The organism is Cyclobacterium xiamenense (assembly GCF_042140265.1).
In the GTDB taxonomy this organism is placed as follows: domain Bacteria; phylum Bacteroidota; class Bacteroidia; order Cytophagales; family Cyclobacteriaceae; genus Cyclobacterium; species Cyclobacterium xiamenense_A.
In genome coordinates, this window is the sequence record NZ_CP159481.1 from 399,520 (window position 1) to 417,917 (window position 18,398).

The 18,398-nt window shown below is 48.2% G+C and carries 17 protein-coding genes; 9 read left to right on the forward strand and 8 right to left on the reverse strand.

From position 1 onward, the window contains the following. The first annotated feature begins 147 nt into the window (after positions 1–147). The gene (locus ABWH99_RS01690) at positions 148–1,539 is read left to right on the forward strand and encodes a tRNA/rRNA cytosine-C5-methylase (protein ID WP_375584586.1); all 1,392 of its coding nucleotides are present in this window, start codon (positions 148–150) and stop codon (positions 1,537–1,539) included. On the opposite strand, the gene hflX is transcribed toward ABWH99_RS01690, so the two are convergent. Next, positions 1,540–2,805: a GTPase HflX gene (gene hflX, locus ABWH99_RS01695; RefSeq protein WP_375584587.1), complete on the reverse strand. Its 1,266-nt coding sequence runs from the start codon at positions 2,803–2,805 to the stop codon at positions 1,540–1,542. A 221-nt stretch (positions 2,806–3,026) separates the two neighbouring features. On the opposite strand from hflX, the gene rfbC reads away from it, so the two are divergent. From rfbC to ABWH99_RS01735, 8 genes are all read left to right on the forward strand, one after another. Then, positions 3,027–3,578, forward strand: a complete 552-nt coding sequence (gene rfbC / locus ABWH99_RS01700) for a dTDP-4-dehydrorhamnose 3,5-epimerase (protein WP_375584588.1) — start codon at positions 3,027–3,029, stop codon at positions 3,576–3,578. Further along, positions 3,578–4,333, forward strand: coding sequence for a tyrosine-protein phosphatase (locus ABWH99_RS01705; protein ID WP_375584589.1), 756 nt, complete (start codon positions 3,578–3,580; stop codon positions 4,331–4,333). Before rfbC ends, ABWH99_RS01705 begins: the two co-directional genes overlap by 1 nt. 21 nt (positions 4,334–4,354) lie before the next feature. After that, positions 4,355–5,329 (forward strand): SDR family NAD(P)-dependent oxidoreductase, encoded by a 975-nt coding sequence (locus ABWH99_RS01710; protein ID WP_375584590.1) that lies wholly within the window; start codon positions 4,355–4,357, stop codon positions 5,327–5,329. A gap of 93 nt (positions 5,330–5,422) precedes the next feature. After that, complete coding sequence (locus tag ABWH99_RS01715) at positions 5,423–6,835, forward strand: tetratricopeptide repeat protein (protein WP_375584591.1); 1,413 nt, start codon at positions 5,423–5,425, stop codon at positions 6,833–6,835. A gap of 36 nt (positions 6,836–6,871) precedes the next feature. Next, positions 6,872–7,636 carry a phosphosulfolactate synthase gene (locus ABWH99_RS01720; protein WP_375584592.1) on the forward strand — a complete coding sequence of 255 codons (765 nt, stop codon included), beginning with the start codon at positions 6,872–6,874 and terminating at the stop codon, positions 7,634–7,636. A gap of 44 nt (positions 7,637–7,680) precedes the next feature. Beyond that, positions 7,681–8,616 carry a DUF368 domain-containing protein gene (locus ABWH99_RS01725; RefSeq protein WP_375584593.1) on the forward strand — a complete coding sequence of 312 codons (936 nt, stop codon included), beginning with the start codon at positions 7,681–7,683 and terminating at the stop codon, positions 8,614–8,616. After that, a complete protein-coding gene (locus tag ABWH99_RS01730; protein WP_375584594.1) occupies positions 8,613–9,365 on the forward strand; it encodes a shikimate dehydrogenase family protein in 753 nt (250 codons plus the stop codon). The genes ABWH99_RS01725 and ABWH99_RS01730 overlap by 4 nt, the downstream gene beginning before the upstream one ends. 197 nt (positions 9,366–9,562) lie before the next feature. Continuing rightward, positions 9,563–10,924, forward strand: coding sequence for a PhoH family protein (locus ABWH99_RS01735; RefSeq protein WP_375584595.1), 1,362 nt, complete (start codon positions 9,563–9,565; stop codon positions 10,922–10,924). Positions 10,925–10,926: 2 nt separating this feature from the next. Here ABWH99_RS01735 and ABWH99_RS01740 read toward each other — a convergent pair whose 3' ends face one another. The 7 genes from ABWH99_RS01740 to recG form a co-directional block, all read right to left on the reverse strand. Continuing rightward, the gene (locus ABWH99_RS01740) at positions 10,927–11,682 is read right to left on the reverse strand and encodes a LytR/AlgR family response regulator transcription factor (RefSeq protein ID WP_375584596.1); all 756 of its coding nucleotides are present in this window, start codon (positions 11,680–11,682) and stop codon (positions 10,927–10,929) included. Between the two features lie 128 nt (positions 11,683–11,810). Then, entirely contained in the window at positions 11,811–12,545 is a 735-nt protein-coding gene (locus ABWH99_RS01745; protein WP_375584597.1) for a LytR/AlgR family response regulator transcription factor, read from the reverse strand. 13 nt (positions 12,546–12,558) lie between these two features. Next, entirely contained in the window at positions 12,559–13,608 is a 1,050-nt protein-coding gene (locus tag ABWH99_RS01750; RefSeq protein ID WP_375584598.1) for a sensor histidine kinase, read from the reverse strand. 30 nt (positions 13,609–13,638) lie between these two features. Continuing rightward, positions 13,639–14,610, reverse strand: coding sequence for an AAA family ATPase (locus ABWH99_RS01755; RefSeq protein WP_375584599.1), 972 nt, complete (start codon positions 14,608–14,610; stop codon positions 13,639–13,641). Positions 14,611–14,732: 122 nt separating this feature from the next. Beyond that, positions 14,733–15,353: a pseudouridine synthase gene (locus ABWH99_RS01760; protein ID WP_375584600.1), complete on the reverse strand. Its 621-nt coding sequence runs from the start codon at positions 15,351–15,353 to the stop codon at positions 14,733–14,735. A gap of 14 nt (positions 15,354–15,367) precedes the next feature. Then, entirely contained in the window at positions 15,368–16,204 is an 837-nt protein-coding gene (locus ABWH99_RS01765; RefSeq protein ID WP_375584601.1) for an OmpA family protein, read from the reverse strand. Positions 16,205–16,290: 86 nt separating this feature from the next. Next, positions 16,291–18,384 (reverse strand): ATP-dependent DNA helicase RecG, encoded by a 2,094-nt coding sequence (recG, locus tag ABWH99_RS01770; protein ID WP_375584602.1) that lies wholly within the window; start codon positions 18,382–18,384, stop codon positions 16,291–16,293. Between the last annotated feature and the right edge of the window lie 14 nt (positions 18,385–18,398).

The window sequence follows — 18,398 nt, forward strand, 5'->3', positions numbered from 1 at the left end:
AAGCATTTTTTCCTGTATTTTTACCCCAGCTCTTCGGCCCCGATTCCACTGCAGCCGGGAGTCGAAACGGCAGACGGAGGAAGGCAGGAGCCGAAAGTGATGGTTTTCTCTCCCTCCGAAAGAACCCACCAACAAACCGATAAGAAAATGAACGAATACCCAGTCCTTCCCGCTCAGTTTTTAGAAACAATGAAACAACAGTTGGGCGAGTCGGAATGGGATCATTTTCTACAGGCGCTTCAACAACCTGCTCCGGTAAGCATCCGCCTCAATCCTTTCAAAGGAATGCCTGCTCCAGCGAATGGCCAGGCAATTGGCTGGTCCTCGCATGCCTACCGGCTGCCGGCCCGTCCCAACTTCACATTGGACCCATGCTTTCATGCCGGTGCCTACTACGTGCAGGAAGCATCCTCCGGTTTTCTAAGCCATGTCCTGAACCAATTGGCGCTTCCGGAGGCACCCTTCGCCCTCGACCTTTGCGCTGCGCCGGGTGGGAAATCCACGCTGATCAGCAGTTTCCTGGGAGATAAAGGCCTGTTGCTGGCCAATGAAGTAATCAAGAGTAGAAATCAGGTACTCAAGGAAAACACCATCAAATGGGGACTGGGAAATACGGTAATTACGCAAAATGACCCCGCACATTTTGCGCCGCTCTCCGAATCCTTTGACTTTGTATTGGTGGATGCGCCTTGTTCGGGAGAAGGACTATTTCGAAAAGACCCGCAGTCCATTCAGGAATGGTCCCCGGAAAACGTACACCTGTGCCAGGGCAGGCAGTCCCGCATTTTGCAGGAAGCGGCGGCCTTACCCAAACCCGGTGGCTACCTCATTTATTCTACCTGCACCTACAACCCCTTGGAAAACGAGGGAAATGTTCGTTTTCTTGCGGCAAACTTTGGTTACAAACCGGTGGAAATCCCCATCGATCCAGCCTGGCAAATCAGTCGTAGCGAATGCAAAACAGAACAGGGGGTCTTCCCTGTTTACCGCTTTTATCCCCACAAGGTACCGGGAGAAGGCCTCTTTATGGCGGTGCTTCAGCGCCCGCCCTCGGAAGCCAACGAAAAATCGCCCAAAAAGGCGAAAGACTTCCGGCATCCCCACCTGCAACGGCTTCCTGGCAAGGTCCGAAACCATCCGTCCTTTCCGAAGTTGGACGTCCCGGAACCGCTCTCCTACTACCAATACAACAACCATTTGTTTGCGCTTCCATCCCGCTGGGTTCCCAGGTTTGAAACCATCGCCATCCGGCTGAATGTGCAGTATTTCGGCGTGGAATTGGGTGATTGGGTACGGGACACGTTCCTTCCCGGGCCGGCCTGGGCACTGAGTATGTTGCCCAAATCCTCCTATGCCAGGGAGGAACTAACCAGGGAGGAGGCGATCCGCTACCTCAAAAAAGAACCCATCGCCCTTTCCAAAGCGGATCGGGGATGGGTGTTGGTTAACTATAAGGGTTTGGGTATCGGATGGGTCAAAAACCTGGGCAACCGTTCGAACAACTATTATCCGAAGGAATGGCGAATTCGGATGGATTAATCATTCCTCAACTTCGTACTGGGACAAATCCAGCACCTCGTCTTCCAGGTAATGGGGATAAATCTTTTGGTGAATTTTCCTTACTTCGGCGGTAACTACCTTTCGGAAGCCCTCGATATTTGTCCCATTGGCCGCGGCCATAAAGACCGGCGTGATGGAAGACTTTTTGGCATAGCTTTCTTCCAGCTTTTCAAAGTCTATAAAATTGGCTTCTTCCACCTCATGCGCCGACATGAGCATCAGTTCTTCTTCAGAGGGCATTCTTGGAGCCACATCGATTTTATTGAATACCATGATCACCGGCTTATCGCCCGCACCCATTTCATTCAGGGTTTGGTTGACCACTGCAATCTGGTCCTCAAAATTCGGGTGGGAAAGATCGACGACGTGGATCAGCAAATCTGCCTCTTCGATCTCTGCCAGGGTGGACTTAAAGGATTCAATCAAATGGGTAGGTAATTTCCGGATAAAGCCGACCGTATCCGAAATCAGAAAGGGAATGTTTTCCAACACCACTTTGCGTACGGTCGAATCTACCGTCGCAAACAGTTTGTTTTCTGCGAGTATGTTTGCCTTGGTCAGTAGGTTCATGAGGGTACTTTTGCCCACATTGGTATACCCCACCAGTGCAACCCGAACGATCCCTTTCCTTCCTTTGCGTTGCGTGTATCCTTGTTTTTCGATTTTCTTTAGTTTTTCCTTGAGCAAATCGATTTTTTGCCGGATGTCACGTTTATCTGTTTCAATCTCTTTTTCTCCGGCTCCTCCCCGCGTAGCGGTTCCACCTCTTTGTCGTTCCAGGTGCGTCCACATGCGGGTAAGTCGGGGCAAAAGGTATTGGTACCGGGCCAATTCCACCTGGGTTTTGGCCTGTGCCGTCTGTGCTCTGCTTAAGAAGATGTCCAGGATCAACATGGAGCGATCGTATACTTTTATTTTGAGCTCGTTTTCCAATATTTTTACCTGGGAAGGGCTTAAATCCTCATCGAAAATAGCCATGTCCACCGCAAAAAACTCGATATAGGACTTGATTTCTTCCAATTTACCCGACCCCACGAACGTACGGGCATCGGGCTTTTCCATTCGCTGTGTAAACCGATGGATGGCTTTGGCCCCCAGGGTTTCCGTCAAAAAGGCCAATTCGTCCAGGTGATCCTGCACCAGCTGTTCCGTTTCATGCTGATGAATCAATGCAATCAACACTGCCGTCTCCTCCTTGGGCGCGGTATCTACCAATCTTGCCAGTTTTCTATTGTATTTACTCATGCATGGTGTATTCAGACATTGAGGCTATTCCCGATTAAGTGTAACGCAAAAGTACGGCAATAGATTCACCGTCCCAATTTTTTATTGGAAACGGGATATCTCTCACGTGAGGAATTTCAGCGGCAATTGGATAAGGAGATGGCAAAATTCATTTTATTGTGATATATTTTAAAGCGAATTCGCCAAATTGCGTCGTTTTTAGACATTAAACATAGACAGCCATGGAAATCAGAGAGACCGCCCTGAAAGATGTTTTTGAAATCTATCCAAAAATCTTCAAAGATGCAAGGGGCTATTTTTTGGAAAGTTACCGCGAAGATTTATTCGAAAAACACGGAATGAATACGAGATGGGTGCAAGACAACCAATCCTATTCCGAAGCGGGTATCGTAAGAGGGCTTCATTTTCAGCGTGGCACCCATGCGCAGGCAAAACTGGTGCGGGTGATCAGCGGAAAAGTGCTGGATGTCTGTGTAGACCTCCGCAAAGGCTCCGCCACCTTCGGGCAATACCATGCAGTGGTTTTGGATGAAAAGCTCCAAAACATGCTTTACGTTCCGACAGGTTTTGCCCACGGCTTTGCTGTTTGGGAAGACGCCGTATTTACGTACAAGTGTTCCAACCTCTACCACAAAGAAAGTGAGGGTGGAATTATTTGGAACGATAAGCAGTTACAGATTGATTGGGGAGTGGATGATCCACTTCTATCCGAAAAGGACCAACATTGGCCCGATCTGGAAAAATTCCAAGAAATAAGCAGAGGAGGACTTTAATGTCTATATTCGATTTATTTGTCAAATTCAAAAAAACACCCCAACAGCAGGCACTGGACCTGAGTTGGCTGCGCGCAGACATGCACAGTCACCTGATTCCAGGAATCGATGATGGCGCGCAATCCATGGAAGAATCCCTGGTCTTGATTGACCGTCTGGCCTCCTACGGGTTAAAAAAACTCATCATTACACCCCACATCATGAGTGAGTTTTTTAAGAATACTCCCGAAACCATCTTACCCGGCTTGAAGAAGTTGCAGGCTGCGGTTGCGGAGGCGGGGATCTCCATTGAACTTCAAGCCGCTGCGGAATACTACCTGGACGAAATCTTTTTCGAAAAAGTCGAAAAGAACGAACCCCTGCTCAGTTTTGGAACAAATAAGCTGGTGCTCGTCGAAACCGGTTTTATGAGCAAGCCGCACATCCTGCTGGAGACCTTTTTTCGCATGGAAATGTCGGGTTACCAGCCTGTATTTGCGCATCCGGAGCGGTACCTGTACCTGCACCAGGAGAGCAGCACGCTGGAGTCGCTGGTGGACCGGAATATTCCGTTTCAGCTAAACCTGCTTTCGCTCACGGGGTATTACTCAAAAGGGGTAAAGAAATTTGCCGAAAAAATCGTAGACCGGGGCTTGGTAAAACTCGTCGGCACCGATTGCCACAATGAAAAATACCTCGATGCCTTAGAAAAGCTTCCTCAGGAAAAATACTACGAAAAGTTGCAGGCATTGGACCTTTGGAACCGACAATTGTAAGTACCGGATAAAGTTAACGCGTTGAAAAAGATACTGATTACGGGCATTACCGGTTTACTGGGCAGTTACCTTGCAAAGGGTCTGGCCGGAAAAGCAAGCATTTCGGGTACCCGAAGAACCGGAAGCAGGGCTTCCCTACTTGGAAATCTGGAGAACGAAATCTCCTGGTACGAAGGGGACATCACCGATGTGGAAATGTTGGCGGATGCCTGTGAGGGACAGGATCTCGTGGTGCATGCAGCCGGCCTGGTGTCTTTCCAGGATTCCCAAAAAGAGGCACTGCTAAAAACCAATGCCTACGGTACGGCCTGCCTGGTAGATGCCATGCTTTCTCATGGAACGGGAAAGTTGGTTTTTATCAGTTCGGTGGCGGCACTTGGCAGGCAGGAAAACCAGTTGTCCATCTCCGAGGAACAAAAATGGATCAATTCCGAGTTGAACACGCCTTACGCCATTTCCAAACACCTGGCTGAGCTGGAAGTCTGGCGTGGCGCGCAGGAAGGCCTGGAGGTCATGGTTTTCAACCCCTCCGTATTGCTTGGAAAAATTTCCGACGAACGAAGCAGCAGTCAGATCTACCGCTATGTCCTGGATGGAAACCGCTATTACCCGAAAGGCAACATCAACTACATCGATATACGAGATGCCGTTCAAGCCATGCTGCAACTCATGGAGTCTGGCCCCTGGAACGAACGGTACATCATCAGTAAAGAGAGCCTGCCCTACCGTGACTTCTTTACGGAAATGGCAGGGGTTTTTGATAAAAAACCACCCGCGCTTCCCCTTAGCAACTGGCTGGCCGGGTGGGTGGTCCGCTGGTCCCGGATTCACAATTTGTTTTCCCCGAACAAGCTTCCCATCAGTCGCCAAAGCATACTGGCAGCCCAGACACGAGTGGGCTACGACAGTAGCAAGATGCGCGCAAAAACCGGAATCGTAGGCAGGCCCCTGAAGGAAACGTTTGAATGGGCCCATTCGGAAGAACAACCAACGTAGGAAGTAGTAGCAACGCGGGAAGGAATTTATGTAAGGAATATTCCCTGCAACAAAAATAATTGGTATCTTAAACATAAAATTTATATCAAACCTATGACAGGAGATTTTGACAATCATTCGGATCAGGAGAAGGAATTGGTACAGAGGTTTGAGAATTCCCTTAAATCCAATCTGGATCTATTTTTTGGCGAAGAAGAACTGGAGGATATCATCAGGTACTATCACGATCATTTGAAATACAAAAAGGCCCTCAAAACCTGTGAGTGGGCCCTGCAAAAATTCCCCTTTTCCGTAGAGATAAAACTGCTGATGGCGCAGTCCCTGTTATTTCTGGACGAGTTGGAGGATAGCTTGGAGCTCCTGGAAAACCTGAATAACCTTTCACCAAACAACGAGGAAATTGTACTGACCATGGCGAATGCCCTTTCTTTGTTGGATCAATCCGAGGAAGCGATTCAATTGCTGAATGGATTTCTGCCCCTGGCAGAGGACAAGGCGGAGGTCTATTACCTGTTGGGTAACTTTTACCGCAACGAGAAAAAAATGGAGGAGGCCATCACCTGTTTTAAGGAAGTGGTAAAATTAAAAATCAACCACGAGGATGCGCTTTTTCAACTGGCCATGATGACCGAAGAAGAGGGTTCCTTCGATGAAATTTTGGATTTTTACCGGGAGTTCATCGATCAGGATCCCTACAATGCCAATGCCTGGTACAATCTGGGAGTGGTTTACAATCGGTTGGGGAAATTTACAGAAGCCATCGACGCCTACGATTATGCGTTGCTGATCGATGACACGTTTGCCTCCGCCTATTTCAATCTGGGAAATGCGCTGATGAATACCCATCAGTACGAAAAAGCACTGGAGGCTTACCAAAACACCATTCATTGCGAAGGGAGTAATGCAGAAAATTGCTGTTACATGGCCGCCTCCTATGAAAAACTGGATCAGATTGACATGGCCTTCAAGTATTTCAAAAAATCCGCAAAACTTGACCCGGAATACGACGATGCCTGGTTTGGTCTGGGCATGTGCATGATGAAGAAGAAGAAATATTTTGAAGCCATACACTATTTCAAAAAGGCACTGAAACTCTCGGCGGAAAACGCCAACTACTGGGTCGGGCTGGCTGGCGCCGAATACGAATTGGGAAACCTGCAAGCGAGCTCGGAGGCATACGAAGAGGCCATCAATCTAGAACCGGGTATCCTCGAAACCTACATCAACCTTTCCCTGATATATTTCGACCAAAACAGGTTTGAAGAAGCCGAAGATGTGATCAAAGAAGGCATGGAGGAACTGCCGGAAGAGGCAGAGTTGTATTACCGCCTGGTGGTCTACCTGATCAAGACAGGTAAATACAAAGAAGCCTTTTCAATTTTGGAAAATGCATTAACTTTGGACTTCGAAAAACACGAGTTGCTTTATGACCTGATGCCCGAACTGGAGCAACAAAAAGCAATTTATAAAATTATCAATCAGTACAGAGAAGATTTTAAAAGATAATTTTCTTTTTTGTCGCTACTATCAAAATTTCATTGAATGAATTACGTTCTAAAGAGCATTCCTTCGCGGACGGTTAAGCCCCGAAATTCTGGATTTACTATGGCCATGGACAAAGGGCTCAGTCTGAGAGAGGTAGAGGATTTTATTGAAGTCAGCGGAGATTATGTAGACATTGTGAAACTGGGTTGGGCAACTTCATTTGTTACCAAAAAATTAAGGGAAAAAATTGATATTTACCGTGCTGCCGACATTCCGGTGTACTTCGGTGGTACCCTTTTTGAAGCGTTTGTCATCCGAAATCAATTTGACGATTACACGCGTCTTTTAGACGAATACCAGCTCGGTTTTGCGGAAGTATCCGATGGGTCCATCACCCTGGACCACGACCAAAAGTGCCGCTACATCGAAACACTGGCCAAACAAGTGACCGTATTGTCAGAGGTAGGCTCCAAAGATGCTGCTAAAATCATACCTCCCTATAAGTGGATCGAACAAATGCGAAAAGAACTGGATGCCGGAGCCTGGAAGGTCATCGGCGAAGCACGGGAAGGGGGCACCGTGGGCCTGTTCCGTGACTCGGGGGAAGTACGGCAAGGACTCGTAGAGGAAATACTCACACAGATTCCGGAGGAACAAATCATTTGGGAAGCTCCCCAAAAAGAACAGCAAGTATGGTTCATCAAGCTTCTCGGATCAAATGTAAACCTTGGCAACATCGCCCCCAATGAAATCATCCCGTTGGAAACCCTGCGATTAGGCCTGCGAGGAGATACTTTTGATTTCTTTTTAAACAATCCCTGAACCCCCCTGGTGTTCATCGGGTCAACGACAAATAAGGGCAAACAATGAAGCGAATAGGCGATTGGATACTATTGTTCCTCAAGGGAATGGGTATGGGAAGTGCGGATATTGTGCCGGGAGTATCCGGAGGGTCCATCGCTTTGGTGACCAGGATCTATCAGGAACTGTTGGAGAGCATCAATTCCTTTGACCTGGAAGCACTACGGCTTCTCAGACGCTTTCAACTCCTTGCTTTCTGGAAGCACGTGAACGGGGGATTTCTATTGGTGCTTTTTCTTGGCATCCTCACAAGCATTTTTGCTTTCTCAAAAGCCATAACCTATTTCATCGAAACCCATCCCATCCCCCTCTGGTCGTTTTTCTGCGGATTGATACTGATCAGCGCCATCATCATTTTACGGGATGTCAAACGATGGAACCTGCTGGCCATTCTCATGTTTCCCTTGGGTGCCCTGCTGGTCTATTTCATTACCGAGCTTCCCCTGATGAGCTTGCCGAACAACCTTTGGTTTACCTTTATTGCAGGCGCCATCGCCATCTGCGCGATGATTTTACCCGGAATTTCAGGAAGCTTTCTCCTGTTGATTCTCGGGAAATATGAGTTTATTCTAACTGCCGTCAACGATCGAAACGTATTGATCCTGGGAACTTTTGCCCTGGGATGCATCAGCGGTCTGCTGCTGTTCAGTCGGGTGATTTCCTGGTTTCTAAAAAACTACCATGCATTGACCCTCTCCTTTTTATCCGGTTTCATGATCGGTTCAATCAACAAAATCTGGCCCTGGAAAAAGGTGCTTTCCTACCGAATATCGAGTTCAGGTATTCAAAAACCCCTACTGACAGAAAACATCCTTCCTCACGTCTACCTGATTGAGACGGGAGAAGAGCCAGCCTTTCTATTTGCGATTTTTGCTTTTTTGATCGGCGTGGTTTTGGTGGTCGGCATCGATCGGGTCGCGCATAATTTCAATAGAGAATGAAAAAATACGGATTGATTGGGTTTCCGCTGACGCACTCCTTTTCAAAAAGCTACTTTTCGGAAAAGTTTCGAAGGGAAGGGATCACCGATTGCCAGTACGATCTGTACGAGTTGCCCGAAATTCAATCGTTCCCGGCACTACTGGTAAAAGAACCGGAACTGGTGGGGCTGAATGTCACCATACCCTACAAACAACAAGTCATTCCTTACCTGGACCGGTTGGACCCTGCCTGTAAGGAGATTGGTGCGGTGAATTGCATCAAAATCACACCTCTGGAATTAATCGGCTACAACACGGACTATTTCGGTTTTAAAACCTCGCTGTCAAACTGGATCGGAGAGGAGCGACCGGGAGCATTGATCCTGGGTACCGGGGGCGCTTCCAGGGCCGTTGCACAGGCCTTAAAAGACCTGCACATGCCCTTCCTGCGGATCTCGCGATCGCCCCGGCCTGACTCGAAGACCACGCGAACATACGATGCGCTCGCCGCATCTCCGCAATTGGTTCAAAGCTATCCTTTGATCATCAATACCACGCCCGTCGGCACCTATCCCCACACTGCCGACCTGCCTCCAATCCCTGTTTCCCTATTCGGGCCCGATCAGTGGTATTACGATCTGGTGTATAACCCGGAGGAAACCCGCCTGATGCAGGAAGCCGCTAAACGGGGCGCCAAAACAAAAAACGGCCTGGAGATGCTGCACCTTCAGGCAGAAGCGGCCTGGGATATCTGGAACGAAGGCAATTGACCGCTATTTGCCGTCAGCCTGGGTTTTGAAAAAAACCGACGGCATGCCCTTCCTCCCTGTAAGCGACAGCTAATTAGCTGGTTAGCCTACCCTCTGTGTTAAGAGCAGCTCCAGAGGGATTTATTTCAACGATTTCTTTCCACTTTTTCGATTAAAATAAGTATTATTAATCGTCATTCCACTCCAATTTTGTTTGTATGGTGAAGAAAGCAACCACTCAGGAAAAGAAGATTTTTGTTCTGGACACTTCTGTCATTTTGTACGATCATCACTCCATCATGAATTTTGCCGAACACGATGTGGTCATTCCAATAACCGTATTGGAAGAACTGGATCAGTTTAAAAAAGGCAACGACACCAAAAATTTTGAAGCCCGGGAATTCATTCGTTTGCTGGATCGGTTGTCAAAGGACCAAATGATTCAACACTGGACCCCGCTCAACGGGAAAACGAAAGGCTCCTTTAAGGTGATGATGAATCCCGACAACGCACTCAATGCGAATGAAATCTTTGGGGAGGAAAAAAACGATCATAAAATATTGAATGCTGCGCTTAGCGTGCGGCAGACAGAAAAAAAGCGAAAAGTAATCCTGGTCAGCAAGGATATCAACCTGCGGCTCAAGGCAAAATCCTTGGATATTCCGGCGGAAGATTACGAAACCGGCAAGATCAAAAATATTACCGAAATTGAAAACACCGGAAAGGAGATCATCGAGGACGTAAGCCAGGATACCATCAATCGTCTGTACGAGAAAAGCAGCCTGGAGGGAGCCGAGGTATTTGGCAGACGCCGGAAAATTATTCCCGCGAACAATACCTTTTATATTTTGAAAGGAAGCAGTCCCAATGCGTCCATTCTGGCATTCTACCGCGCCTCAGAAAAGTCTTTCCAGAAAATTTCCAAATCGAAGGCTTACAATATTTGCCCGAAAAATGCGGAGCAAGCATTCGCTTTGCACGCCATCATGGATCCGGCAATTAAGCTGGTAAGCATACAGGGGGTGGCCGGAACGGGGAAAACCCTGCTGGCACTGGCCGGAGCACTGGAACAACGCAGCAACTACAAGCAGATTTTTTTGGCACGACCCATTGTGCCCCTGAGCAACAAAGACATCGGGTACCTGCCTGGAGACATCAAATCCAAACTGAATCCGTACATGGAACCGCTCTGGGACAACCTGAAGTTTATCCAAAACCAATACAAAGAGAGCGACAAAGAGTACCAGCGGATATCCGACATGGTACAACAGGAAAAGCTGGTGATTCAACCCCTGGCCTACATTCGCGGTCGCTCCCTTTCCAATATCTTTTTTATTGTGGACGAGGCACAAAACCTAACCCCGCACGAGGTAAAAACCATCATCAGCAGGGCCGGAGAAAACACCAAAATCGTCTTTACCGGGGATGTATTTCAGATCGATACGCCCTATCTGGACAGCCAGAGCAACGGCCTTTCGTATTTGATAGACCGGGTACGAAACCATCCCTTGTATGCACATATCAAACTGGAAAAGGGTGAACGGTCCGAATTGGCCAATCTGGCAAACGAACTGCTGTAGGTTTAACTCTCTGTGATGGTATTGAGCTTGGCCAGAAAGCTGTTGTAATATTGCCTGCCCACCTGAACCACATCGCCGGTCTTCAGATTGATCTCTTTGGTATTGAAGCTCTCTATCTGACCGAGTTGGACAATGTAAGATTTCTGTACCCGTAGAAAAAGGTTAGAGGGCAATTTCTCTTCCATGTCCTTCATGGACTTTCGGATCGTAAAATTTCTATTTTTTGTAAAAATGGTTACCATGTTTCCATTCGCTTCCACGTAGTAGATGTCGGAATAATCTACCCGCTCAAAACTATTATCCGCTTTGATGTACACGGCGTCGACTACCAGGTAGGGGCTTTCGGAAATTTTGGCGCTAGCTCCTTCCGAAAGGGCCGGCCTGGTCCGTTGATTGTACAACACGATTTCCACCATGGCGTGGATATCGTTGCTATTGAAGGGCTTCACGATAAAACCTGCCGGATGGGTTCTTTTCGCACGCTCGATGATGGCCGGATCGCTGTAGGAGGTGACGTAAACGATAGGGGCATCTACCATCTGCTGAATGATTTCCCCAAGTTCGATACCGTCCTTGTCTCCCTTCAACTTGATATCCATAAAGACCATGTCGGGACGGTATTTCTTAACTACTTTGATGGCTTGATTTGCCGAATTGGCTATGTCAATATTTACATAACCTAAAAGCTGCAGAATTTCCTCAATGTTCTCGGAAATATTTACATCGTCTTCAACGATAAGTATCCGTTCTTCTTTCATGGTCTGTTTTTTTAAGGGAAAAGTTTAAATAAAAGCTGTTTTGGCCAATTTACAAATTAAAACACAATTTAATGCAGCAATACCCCAATAAAATGTGCAAAGAAGAAAAGGGAGTGGGTGAATTCGACTTACAGGCTCATTAGATCCTTAAAACGGGCGGCCTGCCTTCTACTTACTTCGATTCGCTCTCCCCCCTTTAAGGTCACCACCAGTCCTCCGTTAAACCAGGGCTCTATGGACTCCACCCAGCTCAGGTTAATGATATGCTTGCGGCTGGCACGGAAAAACGCCTTCTCATCCAGTCGTTCGTCCAGGGCATTAAGCGATTTGTGAATCATGGGTTTGTTGGTTTCAAAATACACTTTGATGTAATTGCCGTCTGATTCAAACAAACGAACATCGGAAAGCTTTACAAACCAGCACTTGTCCCCATCTTTGACAAAGACCTGATCGCTAAGGGAAAGTTTGCTTTTGGGGCTTTTGGCGACGGATTCCTCTTCCTTTTTCAGCTCCTCCAGTTTCTTCTCCAGCTTTTTAAGCGTATCTGTCAAGCGCTCGGGTTCGATGGGTTTCAACAAATAATCCAGGGCATTTACCTGAAAGGCCTGAAGCGCAAATTCGTCGTAGGCTGTAATGAACACCACCAGGGGGACGACATCGAGTTCTTCCAGCAAATCAAAACCGGTTTTTTCGGGCATTTGGATGTCAAGAAAAAGCACCTCGGGCTGCAGCTCTTCAATTTTTTCTTTCGCATCTTCTACATTCGTGGCCTCCCCCAATACTTCGACGTTGTCATTTTGGTTCAATAAATTAATGAGCTCCTTCCTTGCCAATCGTTCATCATCTACTACTAGTACGCGCATATCTATACAAATTTTATTCTAAATTAAGGTTTTGTTTTGGTATTTTAATTTCTGTAACGACAAATTCGTTCCCGTAATTAAAAATTTTAAAGCTGGCCCGATTTCCATAAATCAATTTTAGCCGCTGTACGGTGTTGGCAATACCATGTCCTTCCCCTTTCTTTTTCGGAGATTTGTCCTGCTTGAGGTGGCCGCTGTTGCGCACCCAAATATACAAATCGTCCAACAGACCTATCGTACATTTTATCTCAATTAATCCGCCTTTCATCAAATTGGAAATCCCGTGCTTGATCCCGTTTTCTACAATGGTCTGTAGCATCATGGGGGGTATTTTATAGTCGTATGCCTTCTTTTCTACGTCGTAAATCACCTTTAACCGCTCCTCAAAACGGATGCTTTCCAGATTTAGGTAATCCTTCACCGTATTCATCTCCTCTGCCAATGGAATGGTTTTGTGCTTGTCCATAATCAGGGAATACCGAAGAATATTGGAAAGCTGGGTAATGGCCGATTTGGCTTTGACCGGATTTTCGTCCACCAGGGCGCGCACGCTGTTCAGCGCATTGAAGATAAAATGCGGGTTCAACTGGTTCCGCAGATGAATTAGCTTGATCTCGTTGATCCTTGCCTGGTATTTCAGGCTGGAGTTGTAGTTATCCAAAAAATAGAAAAGAAAGTACATCAGTGACCATAAGGAATAAAACAGAAAGCTGGTAAACAAGTTGGCCAACAGCACCAGCGGCCGAAAATCTTCCATCAGGTGCAGGGTGCCAAAAATCCAGTTGATCAGCACCTGTACCAGGGTATTTAAAAAACTCAAGATCAGCACCGCTATCAATACATGACTGATCAATCGGGTGAGTTCAAATCCCAACCAATTGTTATTCTTAATAAGAAACCGGAAAAAATGGGTCGACAGAAAATAGAAAATTGCCAAAGAAAAATAGGCGCCGATCTGTATGGGGGTGATGCCTCTGGCCAGGGAAACAAAAAACAAGTTGACCAGAGCAAAACACAGCCAACCAAAAATTTGTAACAGCCAATATAACTTGTCTTTATCCATTCCGAACCCTTCTCACCAAAATCGCCGTCCCTAGCGGATACCAGCCACCTTGTTCAAAGGAATTTTATCGAGGATTTTGTGGATCAGATCCCGCGTACTGACATTGTCGGCTTCTGCCTCGTAGTTTAGGATGATTCGGTGATTCAGTACGTCCTCCGCAATCCCTTTGATGTCTTCCGGCAAGACGTAGTCCCGCCCATCCATGAATGCGAGCGCCTTTGCACCCAAATTCAAATTGATGGATGCCCGGGGAGAAGCGCCGAATTGTATGTACTTGGCTTCTTCCTGCATGCCGTATTTCTCTGGAAATCGTGTAGAAAATACCAGTTCTATGATGTAATTCTCCAGTGCTTCGGCGATCTGCACCTCATTGATCGCATTTCGAATGGCAAAAATATCTTCCTTGTCCAATATCGGACGTACCTCGGAAGCAAAGTGGGCATTGGTCATGCGGCGCATGACCTCCAATTCATCCGAACGGGAAGGATAATCGATGTTTACCTTCATCATGAAACGGTCTACCTGTGCTTCGGGAAGCGGATAGGTCCCTTCCTGATCCACGGGATTTTGAGTAGCCAGCACCAGAAAAGGCTTGTCCAGAAGGTAGGTTGTTTCCCCAATAGTCACCTGCTTTTCCTGCATGGCCTCCAGTAGCGCGGATTGCACCTTGGCCGGAGAACGGTTCACTTCATCGGCGAGGATAATGTTTGAAAAAATTGGTCCCTTTTTTACCTCAAAATTCGCGTTGAGCTGGTTATAAATCATCGTACCCACCAAATCCGAAGGCAACAGGTCGGGAGTAAATTGTATGCGCTTGAAATCCAAATGCAGCACTTTGGACAACGTGTTAACTGTCAACGTCTTGGCCAGGCCCGGAACCCCCTCCAGGAGAATGTGTCCATTGGTAAACAGGCCAATCAGGAGTCGATTGACCATTTTGTCCTGACCGACAACAATCTTTTTTACTTCTTGAATGACTTCCTGTATCTTCTCCTGATGCATACTGATGTGTTATGGTTACAATTAATTGGTTTAGGCTCAGCCATAAAATAGAAGCCTAAATTAGAATAATTCACGGTTTATCCCAATTCAGAACCGCTTCTTATTTCTACCCAGCTCAAATTTCAACGTTTTTTAGGTAAGGAGCCCGACTGCAGGAGCGAAATCCCCAGCAAGGTTTCCAGTTCATCCGGTTCCAACGTTCTCACTTCTCCCGACCGGAACCCCGCTACGGTAAGCCCTTCAATGGCCCAGCGCACCAGTCGAAGGGTAGGAAAACCCACCGCAGCCGTCATTCTTCGTACCTGCCTGTTTTTCCCTTCCCTCAATGTTAGCGCTATCCAGGTATCCGGCACGTGCTTCCGGTAGCGAATGGGAGGAATTCGCTCGGGCAACAGGGCTTCGGCCTCCGGCTGAAGCCGTGCGCTGGCTTTCGCCGTTAGTACCTGCTTTCCTTTGATGCGAATGGGCAATCCCTGCCCGAGTTTTTCCAGCGCCTGGGGTGACATGTCTCCTTCCACCTGAACCCAGTAGGTGCGCGCATGTGCATGTACCGGATCCAAAAGAAGACCATTCAGCCGGGGATCGTTGGTCAGTAACAACAGCCCTTCGCTGTCTTTGTCCAGCCGACCAACCGGATACACATCGGGTGGAAAATCCCCGAGCGCTCCCAACGTCTCGCCTTCACCGCTAAACTGGGTCAACATCCCGAAGGGCTTGTATGCGGCGTAATACCTGTAGTTCATGGGTCTGGAATAGCTTACTTTAAGAGTTGAAACAACTCGTTCAGTCGCGGTGTGAGGATAATTTCCGTCCGCCGGTTTTTGGCCCGACCCTCCGCCGTTTCGTTGGATGCCTTGGGTTCGTAAAAGCTCCGACCAGCGGCAATCACCCGCTCGGGCTCCACCCCAAGGGTACCCGTCAGAAGCCGAACAATGGCGGTGGCACGAGCAGTGCTTAACTCCCAATTGTCTTCAAATCTCCCCCGTATCGGAACCGAATCCGTATGCCCTTCCACCATGATCTGGATTTCGGGGCTGTTGTTTAATACCACGGCCAGTTTTGCGAGCGCTTCTTTCCCGTCCTGATTGACTGTGGCGCTTCCGGAAGAAAAAAGAAGCTTGTCCTGCAACGATACGTACAGTTTTCCATCCTGCTCGTTGATCTGCAACTCATCCGAACGGTACTGTACCAGCGCCTTATCGATCGTGGCTTTCAACTCGTCCATCACCGAACGCTGCTCGTCCAGAAGGTTTTGAAGCAAATCCAATCGCTGCTGCTGCTCCGACAGCCGTTGCTCCTTTTCCGTCAACTCCTGGCGGACGGAAGAAGACGTAGACATGGCCCGGTCCAACCGTGCTTCCAGATCCGCCTTTTCCTGGCGTTCGGAGACCAGGCGCTGCTCGAGTTCGGCCTTCTCTTCCCGTACTTCTACCAATTTTTGCTGCGTGCTGTCCAGTCGATCTTCGGTATCCCTCAAAGAACGCATCATCTCTGCATTCCTTATATTCACTTCGTGGTATTTCTTCTGTGGCACGCAAGAGCCGATCAAAGAAACCCCAATTAAAAACCCACCAATTACTAAATTTATCCTCATCGCGTCGCTAACTTTATGATAAAAACACCAAAAACATACCAATTTACAGCGAATTCCAATAAATATGCGCCTCAGCGCAGAATACCTCAGGAAATTCTGCTCCAGTTCAATTCATTTTTTCGCAACCGAGCCAGCTGATCGGCAATGGGCTTGTTTCCGGGAGCATGCAAATCCGGATCTTTTTCCAATACCCCACGGGCTGCCTCCCGGGCTTGCGCCAGAATTGCCCCATCCTTACCCAGATCGGCTACTTTCAGGTCCGTGATACCGGACTGCTGGGTGCCGGACAGGTCTCCAGGCCCCCTGATGCGCAAATCCACGTCGGCGATTTCGAAACCATTGGTGGTCCTGACCATTGTTTCCAAACGCAAGCGGCTGTCCTTTCCAAGCTCGTACTTACTCATTAGGATGCAGTAGGATTGCTCGGCCCCACGGCCCACCCTGCCCCGCAGTTGGTGCAACTGGGACAGGCCAAATCGCTCCGCGTTTTCAATCACCATTACGCTGGCATTCGGTACGTTCACGCCCACCTCGATCACGGTGGTGGCCACCATAATTTTGGTTTCGCCTTTGACGAAACGATTCATCTCGTATTCCTTGTCGGCCGGTTTCATGTTTCCGTGCAAAATACCAATGGGGTATCCCGAGAAAGCCCGACACACACTTTCGTACCCGTCCATCAGGCTTTTTAAGTCGCTCTTTTCGGATTCCTCAATGAGCGGGTAGACGATGTACACCTGCCGACCCCGTTCGATCTGCTTCTTTAAAAATCCGAAAACCCGCAGCCGATCCTTGTCGTACCGATGCACGGTTTGAATGGCTTTGCGCCCCTGCGGAAGTTCGTCAATGACCGAGATATCCAGATCTCCATACAAGGTCATGGCAAGCGTTCGTGGAATGGGCGTTGCGGTCATCACCAACACATGAGGGTAAAAGTCCTCATTTTTGGCCCACAATTTTGCTCGCTGCGCCACACCAAAGCGATGTTGCTCATCAATAATGGCCAAACCCAATCGATGAAACTTCACCACATCTTCCAACAGCGCATGGGTACCGACCAGCAGGTGCAGGGCTCCCGAGGCCAGGTCCCGATGAATCTCCTCTCGTTGCTTTTTGCTACTTGAGCCGGTCAAGAGGGCGATCCTTAAACCCATTTGCCGGGCGTAGGGCTCCAGGCCATCGTAGTGTTGGTTGGCGAGGATCTCCGTGGGCGCCATCAGGCAGGTTTGGTAGCCGGAATCCACCGCGACCAACAGGCAAATAAATGCGACGATGGTTTTGCCGGAGCCCACGTCTCCCTGCACGAGGCGATTCATTTGCAAACCGGATTTCAAGTCGTTGTAGATTTCACGGATCACCCGTTTCTGCGCATTGGTCAGTTGAAAGGGAAGGATATCGTGGTAAAAACGTGTCAAAAGCTGTGTTTGGTCCAGTACCCTTCCCCGGTATTTCTCGGTACGGGCCAATTTTAACTTCAATAACCGAAGCTGCAAAAAGAAAAACTCCTCAAATTTTAACCGGTACAGGGCTTTCCGCAGGGAATCGCTTCCGGAAGGAAAATGAATCTCCCGAATCGCCTCCGGCTTCGCCAGCAGGTTCAGGGATTCAAGCAAGGTTGCCGGTAGGGTTTCCGGTAGCTTGGGCAGGGCGAGCGGAAGCAAGTTCTTTAAAATTCGGGATATGCCCTTGCTATCCAGAAAGCGGTGCCTCAGTTTTTCGGTGGTGGGGTATACCGGTTGAAAAAAAGGTGCTTGGTCCCTGCCACCGGCGAGCGGCTCCAAATCCGGATGGGCCATGCTAAATTTGCCGCCAAACCGCTGCGGTTTGCCGAAGGCGACCAGGGGAACCCCCTTGACCAGTTTTTTACTGACCCAACTCAGGCCTTTGAACCAGGTGAGTTCCAGGCTGCCGGTTTCATCCGCAAACTGAGCCACCAGGCGTCGTTTTCTTCCTTCACCAATGGATTGTACCGACAAAATTTTTCCCTGGACCTGCACCAGGGGGAGATCCGCGTGAATTTCCCGGATCTTGTAAAACCGGGTCCTGTCCTCGTACCGAAAGGGATAATGTTGGAGCAACTCCCCGAAGGTAAAGATTTGTAACTCCGTGTTTAGCAATGCGGCTTTTTGAGGTCCTACGCCTTTCAGAAACTCGATTTTTGTATCAAAAAATCCGGTCAAGATTTGCAGGATTT